We start from the raw sequence: 12478 nt of genomic DNA, 5'->3' as shown, positions 1-12478 counted from the left end.
TTCTGTGGTCAAGAACCGATTGCTTACCGGAGGTTGTGGACGTGACCGACACCGACCTGCTGCCCGAGTCCTGGCGCGGCGTCCTCGGCGAAGAGCTGCAGAAGCCCTACTTCAAGGAGCTCATGGACTTCGTCGAGGAGGAGCGGGCCAGAGGGCCGGTGTATCCGCCGCGGGAGCAGGTCTTCGCCGCCCTGGAGGCCACGCCGTACGACCTGGTGAAGGTGCTCGTCCTCGGCCAGGACCCGTACCACGGCGAGGGCCAGGGGCACGGTCTGTGCTTCTCGGTCAGGCCCGGCGTCAGGACGCCCCCCTCGCTGCGCAACATCTACAAGGAGATGAACGACGAGCTCGGCCTGCCGGTCCCGGACAACGGATATCTGATGCCGTGGGCCGAGCAGGGCGTCCTGCTGCTCAACGCGGTGCTGACGGTCCGCGGGGGCGAGGCGAACTCGCACAAGGCCAAGGGCTGGGAGAAGTTCACCGATGCCGTGATCCGCGCCGTCGCGGATCGGCCCGATCCGGCCGTCTTCGTCCTCTGGGGCAACTACGCCCAGAAGAAGATCCCGCTGATCGACCAGGACCGTCACGTGGTGGTCAAGGGCGCGCACCCCTCGCCGCTCTCCGCCAAGAAGTGGTTCGGCTCCCGCCCCTTCACCCAGATCAACGAAGCCGTCGCGGCGCAGGGCCACGAGCCCATCGACTGGCGTATCCCGGACCTGGGCCTCCAGGCGAACCGGCCGACGGCTCAGGCCCGCGCCTGAGCGGGTTTGCCGGTGGCTGCGGCTAGCGTCTGAGCGACCGGAACAGGCCGGCGGTGATCAGGGAGACCTCTGTAGTGGAGCAGCGGGAAGCGTCGGGGGACGTCGTCATGACCAGGATCGGCCAGGCGATCATGCTGCTTCACGCAGGTGACAGGGAAGAGGCCCGCAATCGTTTCGGGGTCATCTGGTCGGAGATCGGGGAAGACGGTGACGCCCTGCACCGCTGCACCCTCGCGCACTACATGGCCGACACCCAGGACGATCCCGGGGACGAGCTCGCCTGGGACCTCCGGGCGCTGACAGCCGCGCAGGGGCTGAGCGAGGGAGCGGCCCCGGAGCCGGCCGGAGAGCATCCTGACGCGTCCGCCGTGCGGGCCTTCTTCCCCTCGCTGCACCTGAACCTCGCGGCGGACTACCTCAAGCTCCAGCGCTTCGAGGCGGCACGGCTCCATCTGGACCGGGCGTGGGACGCGGCCGGGGTGCTGGAGCGGGACGACTACGGCGGATCGGTCCGCGCTGCCATCGGGCGCATGGAGCAGCGGCTGCGGGGCGGCGCCGAAGGGCCCTGAAGGGCGGTGCGGGGCCCGCAGGCACTGCGGGACCGGCGGTCCGACCAGACCGGGCGGCCCTGTGAGCCGGGGGATCGGGCCGGGGCCCCGCGTGGCCGGGGGAGCGGGCTCGGGCGGTCTCGCGTCCCGGCGCCGCCCGGGCCCACCCGTCCGGGCCTCTACTCTCCGGTCGCGCCGTCGATCCGTTCCCGTACGAGGTCGGCGTGACCGTTGTGCCGGGCGTACTCCTCGATCATGTGCGTGTAGATCCACCGCAGGCTGAACGGCTTGCCCTGCTTGCCCACGCCGACGGACAGGCCGTCGAGTTCGACCTGCGCGGCATTGGCCCTGGCCGCCTCGATCTCCGCGAGCCAGGTTGTCCTGGCCTCGTCCCAGGTGTCCGCCTCGGTGAGGTGGAACTCCCCGTCGGGATCCTCGTCCGTCCCGTAGATCGGCGGCAGCTCCTCGCCGGCCAGCACCTCCCGGAACCAGCCGCGTTCGTTCTCTGCCAGGTGCCGTACGAGACCGAGCAGGGTGAATTCCGAGGGAGGTACGGAGGCCTCCCGCAGCTGGGCGTCGGTGAGTCCCTCGCACTTCATGGCCAGAGTCGCGCGGTGGTAGTCCAGCCAGCCTTCGAGCATCTGCCGTTCGGCCGCGTCGAGTGCGGGAGCGGAGCGTTCTTCTGTCGTCATGCGGATCATCCTCGCGCAGTGACGAGCAGCGCCACCAGCGGTCAGCGGGGCGCTCTTCCGAGCATCCCGCGCAGCAGTTCGGCGCAGCCCGTGCGCAACTCCTCCTCGGACGGTACGGCCCGGTGGTAGGAACCCACGGCGCACGCGAACATCATTCCCTCCGCCCAGGCCACGACCGACAGCGCGTGCCGCTCCGGGTCGGCCGAACCCGCCGCGGCCATCAGAGCCGTCAGGGGTTCACGGAAGCGCCTGCCCGCGTCGTCGTAGAACGCCCGCAGAGCGGGGCGGCGGGTGGCCTCCAGGGCGAGCTCGTAGCGGCAGACGAGGAGTTCGGGGCTGCCGGTCAGATAGCGGTGCAGAGCTGCCGCCAGCCCTGCGGCGGCTCCGTCCGCATCACCGCTCGCCAGGAGCGCCCCGGGGGCGAGCACCCGCGCCTCCAGCTCCGCGAGCCGGCGCACGGCGGCCTCCAGCAGGGCCTCGCGGGTGCGGGCGTGGTTGGACGTCGACCCCTGGGGGAGTCCGGCCCTCTCGTCCACCGCCCGGTGTGTGAGGCCGCGCATGCCGCGCTCGGCGAGGAGCGCGAGCGCGGCGTCGGCGATCAGCTCGGGCCGAGAGGTCGCGGAGGGCCTGGGCGTGGCCAACGAGGCGGGGTGCTTCGGAGTGGGGCGTGTGGACATGGAAACAATCTACCCCGCATCACTACATCTGTAGTAACGTGAGAGTGTTACTACAGATGTAGTCCTGAGGAGGGTTCAGTCATGACGACGTCCCGAGCAGTGGTCATCGGCAGCGGAATCGGCGGGCTCACCGTCGCCGCGGCGCTGCACCGGAGCGGGTGGCACGTCACCGTGCTCGAACGCGCATCCTCACTGGAACCCATCGGGGCCGGCATCAGCCTCGCGCCCAACTCCCAGCGCGCCCTCGACGTCATCGGGGTGGGCGACGCGGTCAGATCCCTCGCGGCCTGGCAGGGCGACGGAGGCATGCGCACGCCCTCCGGGCGCTGGCTCGCCCGCACCGACAGCGCCGCCGCGGCGGAACGCTTCGGAGGGCCGCTCGTCCTCCTGCGCCGCTCCGCGCTCATCGATCTGCTCCGCGCCCGGCTCCCGGAGCCCACCGTGCGTACCGGCGCCGCGTCGCAGCTCCTCGATCCGGGCCGCGTGGGCGGGAGCCCGGCCGTGGTCAGGACGCCGTCCGGGGACATCGAGGCCGATCTGGTCGTCGGCGCCGACGGAATCGGCTCGTCGGTCCGTACCGCGCTCTTCCCTCGGCACCCCGGACCGTCGTACAGCGGATTCACCACCTGGCGCGTCCTCGCACCTCCGCTCGGACGGACCTTCACCTCCCACGAGACCTGGGGCCGGGGCTCGCTGTGGGGCAGCCACCCGCTGAAGGACGGCTGGACCTACGCCTATGCCGCGGCCACCGCCCCGGCCGGAGCACGTGCCGCGGACGACGAGAAGGCCGAGCTGCTGCGCAGGTTCGGGGACTGGCACGACCCGGTGCCCGGCATCATCGGGGCGGTCGAGCCCGCCCAGGTCCTGCGCCACGACGTGCACCAGATGACCGAGCCCCTGCCCGCCTACCACCGGGGCCGCACCGCGCTCCTCGGCGACGCAGCCCACGCCATGGCTCCCACCCTGGGCCAGGGCGGCAACCAGGCCATCGAGGACGCGATCGTGCTCGCCCACCACGTGACACCGTCGGCCGACCTCGGCGCCGGACTCGCCGCGTACAGTGCCGCACGGCAGCCGCGCACCACCGCCATCGTCCGCAAGGCGGCACGGCTCTCCCGCATGATGCAGCTGTCCGGCGCCCCGGCGGTCGCCCTCCGCGACGGGCTGATGTCCACCGTCTCCCGCCTCGGTCCAGGGCTCGTGCTCCGCACCTTCGACGGTATCGCCGACTGGCAGCCGCCCCGGCGCCCGTATGCTGCCGGGACCAGGGAGGAACAGACGACGCGACCGTGACGGTGCCCTGGTCGAAGCGACAGGGAGAACCTCGTGAAGGTCGGCTGCATCGGGCTCGGCGACATCGCGCAGAAGGCGTATCTGCCGGTACTGACGACCCTGCCCGGCGTCGAACTGCATCTGCAGACCCGGACCCCCGCCACGCTGGCGGCCGTCGCCGGCGCCTACCGCATCCCCACGGACCGGTGCCACGAGGACCTGGACTCGCTGCTGGACCAAGGGCTGGACGCCGCATTCGTGCACGCGCCCACCGCCGTGCACGCCGAGATCACCCGCCGGCTGCTCGAAGCGGGCGTCCCCACCTACGTGGACAAGCCCCTCGCCTACGAAATCGCCGAATCCGAGCGGCTGGTGGCCCTCGCCGAGGAGCTCGGCGTCACGCTCACCGTCGGGTTCAACCGCCGGCTCGCCCCGTCGTACGCACAGTGCGCCGAGCACCCGCGCGAACTGATCCTCCTGCAGAAGAACCGGGTGGGGCTGCCCGAGGACCCGCGCACCATGGTGCTGGACGACTTCATCCATGTCGTCGACACCCTGCGCTTCCTGGTGCCCGGCCCCGTCTCGCACGTCACCGTGCGGGCACGGATCGCCGAGGGGCTCATGCACCACGTGGTGCTCCAGCTGTCCGGAGACGGTTTCACCGCCATCGGCATGATGAACCGGCTCAACGGATCGACCGAGGAGATCCTCGAGGTCTCGGGCCAGGACACCAAACGGCAGGTGCTCAACCTCGCCGACGTCATCGACCACAAGGGCCAGCCGACCCTGCGACGACGCGGCGACTGGGTGCCGGTGGCCCGGCAGCGGGGCATCGAGCAGAGCGTGCTGTCCTTCCTGGACGCCGTCAGTTCCGGCGTGCTGCTCAGTGCCCGGGACGCTCTGGAGACCCACCGGCTGTGCGAGCGCGTGGTTCTGGACTCTCTGGAGCAGGCGTCCTGAGGGACCGCACTCCCGCCGCGCCGAAGAAGACGGCCAGCACCGCGAGCGCGCCGTACACGGGCCAGGCACCCAGCCGCACGAAGAGGGTGGTGCCCCGGGCGAGCGGGACGTCGTAGACGGCGGCCTCGCTCGCGTCCGTGCCGAGCGGGGCGCCCAGGCGCGCGCCATCGGCGCCGTACACCGCGCTCTCGCCGGTGAGCGTCGCGTGCACCATCGGGCGGCCCGTCTCGGCCGCGCGCAGCGCGCCCAGCGAGGCGTGTTGCGCGGGAGCCCAGCTGCGCTGGAACGTCGAGGTGGACGACTGGGCCACCAGCAGCTGGGCCCCGTCCTTCGTCAGCTGCCGGCTCATGTCGGGAAAGGCCGACTCGAAGCAGACCAGCGGACCCAGCCGCAGCCCGTCCGGCAGGTCCATCACGACGGGTTCGCTGCCGCGCAGCCGGTCCTCGCCCGCCGCCTTGCCCACCGAAGTGGCCCAGCCCAGCAGCGCACGCGCCGGAACGTACTCACCGAACGGCACCAGGCGCATCTTGTCGTAGCGGTCCCCGGTGGGGCCGTCCGGTCCGACCAGCACCGCGGACTTGTAGATTCCGGCCCGCGCCGGGCCGTCCGTGCGCCGGGCGTCCATGTTGACCAGCACATCAGCCCCGACCAGGCGCGAAAGCGCCGCGACGCGGTCCGCCGCCTCCGGGTGCCGGGAGAGGTCCACCCCCACACTGCTCTCGCCCCAGACCACCAGGTCCACGTCACGGCCGGCCAGGCCACGGGTGAGCTCCTCGCCGTGCGTCAGCCGGCGTTCGATGCTGCCGGGCCCTTCGACGACACCCACCTGAACCACGGCGACCCGGACCGACCCGCTCTCCTCGGGCCGCGGCGCCCACACCACCATCGCCCCCACGGCCACCGCCCCCGCCACCAGGCACGCTCCGGCCGCCCTGCGGGCCGCAGGGACGGCGAACAGCAGGACCAGCGCGGTGTTCGTGGCCACCACTCCCAGACTGACCAGCCACACGCCTCCCACCGAAGCGACCCGCAGCGCCGGCGGAACCTCCCACTGGCTGGCGCCCAGCAGCCCCCAAGGGCCGCCGAGCCCTTCCCAGGAACGGACGAGTTCGATCATCAGCCATCCGGAGGGCACTACGCCCACAGCGGCCACGGACCGCAGGACGGACGGCGACCCGCCGACGAGCCGGGACACCAGGACACCCCAGGGCGCCCACAGCAGTCCCAACAGGGCCGCGAGGACCACGATGAACACATGGAGGCTCGGCATCAGCCACTGGTGCACGGCCAGCATGAATCCCATGCCCCCGAGCCAGCCGTCGGCCGCCGCACGGCGCCAGGTGCCCGCCGACCGGATCAGCAGCATCCAGGGCACCAGCGCGACGTAGGCGAACCACCAGAGCGAGGGCGCGGGAAACGCCAGGGCGGGCAGGGCGCCCGCGCACAGCGCAGCGGCGCCCCGGGCGGCACGCGAGTTCAGCAGCCGCTCGCCCGGCCGTACGCCTCCCTCGCCCCGCCGTCCGTCCGCCAGCCGCCCGACCCGCATCGGCACGCATCTCCTTCTCGCCGGTTCTGCGCCTGATCCCCAGTGTGGTGCAGAAGATCAGCAGCGCCCAGAGGGCGTGCCGGGCCACCGGGGCAGGCATCGGCTGCCCGGGGTCGCGCGGCGGGCGGTGGATCAGCCCGCGATGGGCGCCCCGGGGGAGTACCGCCACGTGCGGAGCGCGGTGACGGACAGGAGCCGCCAGCCCGGTTCCGTACGCCGCAGATCGAAGACGTAGCGACCGCCGGTGACCACGGCGGGGACGCTCCCGCCGGCACCTGCCTCCGGGCCCATCGGGCTCAGGTAGTCGGCCCGCACCTGGGCCAGGTCGCCGGGATAGCCGCCCAGATCCTGGAGCTCCAGGCGGCGGTTGACGATCAGGTGCTGACGGACGGGAAAGGGCCGCAGGCTCTCCGACAGCCACCGCACGGCCTCGGCGGCCGGCCCTTCGGGCCCGCCCGCCCCCCGGTAGTCGGAGCGCCCGTCCGATGTGAACAGGGCGCCCAGGTCGTCCCAGGCACCGTCGTCCACCGCGGCGGCGTAATCGGTGATCACCGCATCGATGGAGAGCCGGTCCATCACCGTCGCGAGAGCCACGCGCTGTGTCATCGCCCAAGTCTCGTCCCCTGGGAGCGGCAGGCCAAGAGCCGCGCACCGGCGCACTCCTCGCGCGCACAGCCACACCCTGCTCCGACACTCCCTGCGTCGGCACGCCCTGCGCCGGCAAGGGGACTCGGGACCGGCCCCCGCGGCACGCTCAGGTGGGGATGACGGCCACCGGGCCCAGGGCGTGCGTCACCGTCGTCTGCGCTACGGGGGAGAGCCCGAGGCCCAGGGACTCACCGCCCTTGCGCCGCCCGACCACGGTCAGCGCCGCTGTGGCCGACGCCGTGACCAGCGTGCGCGAGGCCGAGCCCCGTACCGGTTCGCGCACGACCTCGAGCTGTGGGTACCTCTCGCGCCGGCCAGCCGTGAGCTCTGCCAGGGCCCGCTCCGCCGAGGCCGCTGCCGCGTCGGTGTCGAACACCGGGCCACCGGACAGCATCGACGAGAACATCGTCCACCCGTGGACCAGGCGCAGCCGCGCGCCCGGTCTCGACGCGGCGGTCTCGAAGGCGAAGTCCAGGACCGCCCCACTGCTCTCGTCGGCGGCCACTCCGGCGACGATGTCGGGGAAGCTCTCCGTCGCTTCCCCCTCGCTCTCGTCGGTCCGGCCGGTGTGCACCACCACGACCGGACACTGCGCCATCGAGGCGGTGGCCAGGCTGTTGGAGCCGATCATGAGTGACCGGAACCCGCCCAGCCCCCGCGACCCGACGACCACCATCGACGCGTCCCGGCTCAGCGAGATCAGCGCGGCCGAAGGGAAGTCCAGCGGGGTCAGCGTCGAGGTGCGCAGTCCGGGCGCCAGCCGCGAGGCCCGCAGCACACCCTGCGCGAGCAGCTCCTCGGCCTCCCGCAGCACGCCCTCCTCGTCCTTGCGCCGAGTGGGTGGCCGCACGTGCACGATCAGGAGCGGCAGCTCGCGGAGCACGGCTTCCGAGGCGGCCCAGTCGAGCGCCTCCCAGCTGTGCGCGGAACCGTCCACGGCTGCGATCACGGGAAGGGCGTCGGCGGTCATGAATCCTCCAGGGAGGTCGGAGAGCTCCCGGGCCGAGGCGGTCGGCCCGCCGTCGCGATTATGGCCCGGCCGCGTGGGCCCGGCTCGGCGGGCCTCACCGCCCGGTCCTGGCCGCTGTGCAGCGGACGTAACCACGCTTGATCGTCCGGCGTGACACCCGGGAAACGGACGTTTCGTACCGTCGCGGTGTCAGCGTCCCCCATGAAAGGCCGTCCATGAGCGTGCCGAACCCGCAGCCGGACACTCCCGCCCAGGTGCGGACGGTCTGCTCATACTGCGGTGTCGGCTGCGGGATCGTCCTGGACATCGGCAAGGGACCGGACGGACGGCGCACCGTCCTGAAGGCCGCGGGCGACAAGGCCCACCCCGCCAACCGCGGGCGGCTGTGCACCAAGGGGGCTACGAGCGCCGAGATGCTGGCCGCTCCCGGCCGGCTGACGACGGCGCTGGTGCGTGCGGACCGCAGCGAGGAACCGGTGCCGTTGGCCATGGAGGCCGCGATATCGCGGACCGCGCGGCGGCTGCGAGCGATCGTCGACGAGCACGGGCCGGACGCCCTGGCCCTCTACGTCTCGGGACAGATGACGCTGGAGGCGCAGTACCTCGCGAACAAGCTGGCCAAGGGCTTCGTCCGCACCAGCTGGATCGAATCGAACTCCCGGCTCTGCATGGCCGGCGCCGGCACCGGCTACAAACTCTCCCTGGGCGCCGACGGCCCGCCCGGATCGTACGACGACTTCGAGCACGCCGACACCTTCCTCGTCATCGGCTCGAACATGGCGGACTGCCACCCCATCCTCTTCCTCCGCCTCATGGAACGGGTGAAGGCCGGCGCGAAGCTCATCGTCGTCGACCCCCGGCGCAACGCCACCGCCGACAAGGCCGATCTGTTCCTGCGGATACGCCCGGGTACCGATCTCGCACTGCTCAACGGAGTCATGCACCTCCTCGTCGAGAACGGCCACACCGACCCGGAGTTCATCGCCGAACACACCGAGGGCTGGGAGGCGATGCCCGGCTTCCTGCGGGACTACACGCCCGCCGCCGTCGCGGAGATCACCGGCATCCCCGAGGACGACATCCGTCTCGCCGCCCGCTGGATCGGCGAGGCGGGCGAGTGGATGAGCTGCTGGACCATGGGCCTCAACCAGAGCACCCACGGCACGTGGAACACCAACGCCCTGATCAACCTCCACCTGGCCACCGGCGCCATCTGCCGGCCCGGCAGCGGCCCCTTCTCGCTCACCGGCCAGCCCAACGCCATGGGTGGTCGCGAGATGGGCTACATGGGCCCGGGACTGCCCGGACAGCGCGCCCTGCAGTCCGACGACGAACGGTCCCACGTCGAGGCGCTGTGGGACCTCGCACCCGGAACCCTGCGGACCGACACCGCGGGTGCCGGGACCGTCGAGATGTTCCGGCGGATGGCGGACGGGCAGATCAGGGCCTGCTGGATCATCTGCACCAACCCGGTGGCATCCGTGGCCAACCGGCGAACCGTCATCGAGGGCCTCGAAGCGGCGGAGTTCGTCGTCACCCAGGACGTCTTCGCCGACACCGAGACCAATGCCTACGCCGACGTCGCCCTGCCCGCCGCGCTCTGGGGTGAGGCCGAGGGCGTCATGGTCAACTCGGAACGCAGTCTCACCCTCGCCCGGCAGGCCGTCGACGCGCCGGGAGAAGCCTGGCCGGACTGGCGGATCATCGCCCGGATCGCCTGCGAGATGGGGTACGAGGAGGCCTTCGGCTACAGCGACGCGGAGGAGATCTTCGAGGAGATCAAGCGCGCCCACAACCCACGCACGGGCTACGACCTGCGCGGGATCAGTTACGAGAGGCTGCGACGGACACCCGTCCAGTGGCCGAGTGCCGACCCGGACGGCCCCGCCCGCAATCCGGTCCGCTACCTCAACGACGGGGTCAGCCAGACCCTCACGGTTCGCCCGGACGGGAGCGTGCCCCGGCTGGCCTTCCCCACGCCGAGCGGGCGCGCGGTGTTCCACGCCCGGCCGCACATGCCGGCCGCCGAGATGCCCGACGACGACTTCCCGTACGTACTCAACACCGGCCGCCTGCAGCACCAGTGGCACACCCTCACCAAGACCGGCAAGGTCGCCAAGCTCAACCGGCTGAACCCCGGCCCCTTCGTGGAGATCAGCCCCCAGGACGCCGAGGCCCTCGGGATCGGGGAGGGCGACTCGGTCGAGGTCGCCTCGCGGCGTGGCCGTGCCGTCCTGCCCGCCGTCGTGACCGACCGTGTGCGGCCCGGTGACTGCTTCGCGCCCTTCCACTGGAACGACCTCTTCGGGGAGTACCTCAGTGTCAACGCGGTCACCAACGACGCCGTCGACCCGATCTCCCTCCAGCCCGAGTTCAAGGTCTGCGCCGTGACCCTGGCGAAGGTCGCCGCCGTGGTCCGCGCGCCCGTGGAGGCGCCCGCCGTTCTCGCGGGGGTGTCCGGGGCAACCTCCCCTTCGGCGAGCGCCCTCGCCGGGGTCCTCGGTATCGCCGAGACCGCCCCGCCCGTACTGGCCGAGCACGAACGCCGCTATCTGTCGGGATTCCTCGCCGGGCTCTCCACGCGGTCCGGAGGAACCCCCGTGCTGCCAGCGCACGCGCCGTTCGCCCCTGAGCACGCCCTGTGGGTCAACGGGGTGCTGGCCGGCATGTTCTCCCGGATCCCGGCCGACGCGGCCGACGAGCACGCCGGCGCCGCCGCCCCCGATGCCGCACCTGGCCGGCAGATCGTGGTTCTGTGGGCGTCGCAGACCGGCAACGCCGAGGAGGTAGCCGCGGCGACAGCACGTCGGCTGACCGCCGAAGGCCGGGCGGCGACCCTCGCGGGGATGGACGACAGCCCCCTGGACGAGCTCCCGCGGACCGCCGATCTGCTCGTCGTGACCAGCACCTTCGGCGACGGGGACGCACCCGACAACGGCTCCGGCTTCTGGGAAGCCCTCAACGCGCCCGACACCCCGCGCCTGGACGGCGTGCGCTACGCCGTGCTCGCCCTGGGGGACTCCTCGTACGGCGACTTCTGCGGGCACGGCCGACGGCTCGACGAGCGCTTCGGCGAACTGGGCGCCGTACGCCTCGTACCGCGCACGGACTGCGAGCCCGACTACGAGGAGCCGGCGGACCGGTGGCTCGACGACGTGTTCGCCGCCCTGGGAACCCCCGCAGTCCCCTCGACCGCCCCAGCCGCCCTGGGAGCCCCCGCGGTGCGGGCGGCTCCCGCCGTCGCACCGCTGACCGCCCGCTCCACGAGGACCGCCGTCGGGCGGTTGGTCGGCAACACCCTGCTCAGCCTCCCGGGGGCCACCAAGGAGGTACGCCAGTTCACCTTCGACACACGAGAGAGCCCTGTGCCCCTCACGTACGAGGCGGGGGACGCTCTCGGGGTCGAACCGCTGAACTGTCCCGAGCTCGTGGCGGAATGGCTCGCCGTCACGGGCCTGGACCCGGCGGACCCGGTCGAGGTGGCGGGCATCGGGTCCGTCCCCCTGGGCGAGGCACTCCACCGCCACCTGGACATCGCCCGGATCACGCCGGGCCTGCTGCGTCTGGTCTGCGACCGCACGCAGGACCGCACCCTCAAGAAGCTCCTGCGCCCCGACAACAAGGGCGAACTCGCCCAGTGGACCTGGGGACGACAGGCCGTCGACGTCATCGCCGAGCACTCCGCCCGTGCCACGGCGGCCGAGTGGGCCGGCGTCCTCAAGCGTCTCAAGCCGAGGCTCTACTCCATATCCTCCAGTCCCCTCACCGACGCCGGCCTCGTCCGGCTGACCGTCTCGGTGGTCCGGTTCGAGAACCGGCACGGGCACCTGCGCAAGGGTGTGGCGTCCACCTTCCTCGCCGACGCACCGGAAGGCAGCTCCGTCCCGCTCTTCGTCCAGCGCGCCCCTCACTTCCGTCCTCCCGCCGACCCTGCCACCCCCATGGTGATGGTCGGCCCCGGCACGGGAGTCGCCCCGTTCGTCGGATTCCTCGACGAGCGGCGTGCCCTCGGCCACCGGGCCGCCAACTGGCTGTTCTTCGGCGAGCAGCGAAAGGACACCGACTTCTACTACCGGGACGAACTCGACTCCCTTCGCCGGGAGGGCACCCTGACCCGCCTCGACACCGCGTTCTCCCGGGACCAGCGAGCGAAGATCTACGTCCAGGACCGGATGCGCGAGCACGGCGCCCAGCTCTGGTCCTGGCTCCAGGACGGTGCCCACTTCTACGTCTGCGGCGACGCCTCCCGGATGGCGAAGGACGTGGACCGGGCGCTGCGGGACATCGCCGTGGCCCACGGGGGACTCCGGGAGGACGCCGCCGCCGTCTACGTCAAGCAGCTCGCCGCCGACAAGCGGTACGTGCGCGACGTGTACTGAGCCCGGCGGCCCGGCGGCCCGCCCC

10 protein-coding genes are annotated in these 12478 nt (G+C 72.2%); 5 read left to right on the top strand and 5 right to left on the bottom strand.

Annotation, left to right across the window (positions count from 1 at the left end; translation table 11 throughout):
* The first annotated feature begins 41 nt into the window (after positions 1-41).
* Positions 42-761 carry a uracil-DNA glycosylase gene (locus tag ABZY45_RS27900; protein ID WP_356744143.1) on the top strand — a complete coding sequence of 240 codons (720 nt, stop codon included), beginning with the start codon at positions 42-44 and terminating at the stop codon, positions 759-761.
* A 74-nt stretch (positions 762-835) separates the two neighbouring features.
* The gene (locus tag ABZY45_RS27895) at positions 836-1330 is read left to right on the top strand and encodes a hypothetical protein (RefSeq protein WP_356744141.1); all 495 of its coding nucleotides are present in this window, start codon (positions 836-838) and stop codon (positions 1328-1330) included.
* Positions 1331-1488: 158 nt separating this feature from the next.
* On the opposite strand, the gene ABZY45_RS27890 is transcribed toward ABZY45_RS27895, so the two are convergent.
* Complete coding sequence (locus ABZY45_RS27890) at positions 1489-2001, bottom strand: DinB family protein (RefSeq protein WP_356744139.1); 513 nt, start codon at positions 1999-2001, stop codon at positions 1489-1491.
* Positions 2002-2042: 41 nt separating this feature from the next.
* A complete protein-coding gene (locus tag ABZY45_RS27885; RefSeq protein ID WP_356744137.1) occupies positions 2043-2678 on the bottom strand; it encodes a TetR family transcriptional regulator in 636 nt (211 codons plus the stop codon).
* 81 nt (positions 2679-2759) lie between these two features.
* Here ABZY45_RS27885 and ABZY45_RS27880 point away from each other — a divergent pair, with 81 nt between their 5' ends.
* Together ABZY45_RS27880 and ABZY45_RS27875 are read left to right on the top strand one after the other, a co-directional pair.
* Positions 2760-3971 carry an FAD-dependent monooxygenase gene (locus ABZY45_RS27880; RefSeq protein WP_356744135.1) on the top strand — a complete coding sequence of 404 codons (1212 nt, stop codon included), beginning with the start codon at positions 2760-2762 and terminating at the stop codon, positions 3969-3971.
* Between the two features lie 33 nt (positions 3972-4004).
* Complete coding sequence (locus ABZY45_RS27875; RefSeq protein WP_356744133.1) at positions 4005-4910, top strand: Gfo/Idh/MocA family oxidoreductase; 906 nt, start codon at positions 4005-4007, stop codon at positions 4908-4910.
* Here ABZY45_RS27875 and lnt read toward each other — a convergent pair.
* The 3 genes from lnt to ABZY45_RS27860 all read right to left on the bottom strand — a co-directional run bounded on the left by lnt (position 4834) and on the right by ABZY45_RS27860 (position 8074).
* Positions 4834-6456 (bottom strand): apolipoprotein N-acyltransferase, encoded by a 1623-nt coding sequence (gene lnt / locus ABZY45_RS27870; protein ID WP_356744193.1) that lies wholly within the window; start codon positions 6454-6456, stop codon positions 4834-4836. The two genes, ABZY45_RS27875 and lnt, sit on opposite strands and share 77 nt — an antisense overlap.
* A gap of 132 nt (positions 6457-6588) precedes the next feature.
* Positions 6589-7062 (bottom strand): nuclear transport factor 2 family protein, encoded by a 474-nt coding sequence (locus ABZY45_RS27865; RefSeq protein ID WP_356744131.1) that lies wholly within the window; start codon positions 7060-7062, stop codon positions 6589-6591.
* Between the two features lie 148 nt (positions 7063-7210).
* Positions 7211-8074: a universal stress protein gene (locus ABZY45_RS27860; protein WP_356744129.1), complete on the bottom strand. Its 864-nt coding sequence runs from the start codon at positions 8072-8074 to the stop codon at positions 7211-7213.
* 215 nt (positions 8075-8289) lie between these two features.
* Here ABZY45_RS27860 and ABZY45_RS27855 point away from each other — a divergent pair, with 215 nt between their 5' ends.
* The gene (locus ABZY45_RS27855; RefSeq protein ID WP_356744127.1) at positions 8290-12453 is read left to right on the top strand and encodes a bifunctional nitrate reductase/sulfite reductase flavoprotein subunit alpha; all 4164 of its coding nucleotides are present in this window, start codon (positions 8290-8292) and stop codon (positions 12451-12453) included.
* Positions 12454-12478: the final 25 nt, after the last annotated feature.

Source organism: Streptomyces sp. NPDC006516 (assembly GCF_040611875.1).
GTDB lineage: Bacteria > Actinomycetota > Actinomycetes > Streptomycetales > Streptomycetaceae > Streptomyces.
This window is presented reverse-complemented; position numbering and strand designations above follow the sequence as displayed.

Coding starts and splice junctions, on each gene's coding strand:
- ABZY45_RS27890 (WP_356744139.1), bottom strand. CDS start 2,001: ATGACGACAGAAGAACGCTCCGCTCCCGCACTCGACGCGGCCGAACGG.
- ABZY45_RS27885 (WP_356744137.1), bottom strand. CDS start 2,678: ATGTCCACACGCCCCACTCCGAAGCACCCCGCCTCGTTGGCCACGCCC.
- ABZY45_RS27880 (WP_356744135.1), top strand. CDS start 2,760: ATGACGACGTCCCGAGCAGTGGTCATCGGCAGCGGAATCGGCGGGCTC.
- lnt (WP_356744193.1), bottom strand. CDS start 6,456: ATGCGGGTCGGGCGGCTGGCGGACGGACGGCGGGGCGAGGGAGGCGTA.
- ABZY45_RS27865 (WP_356744131.1), bottom strand. CDS start 7,062: ATGACACAGCGCGTGGCTCTCGCGACGGTGATGGACCGGCTCTCCATC.
- ABZY45_RS27860 (WP_356744129.1), bottom strand. CDS start 8,074: ATGACCGCCGACGCCCTTCCCGTGATCGCAGCCGTGGACGGTTCCGCG.
- ABZY45_RS27855 (WP_356744127.1), top strand. CDS start 8,290: ATGAGCGTGCCGAACCCGCAGCCGGACACTCCCGCCCAGGTGCGGACG.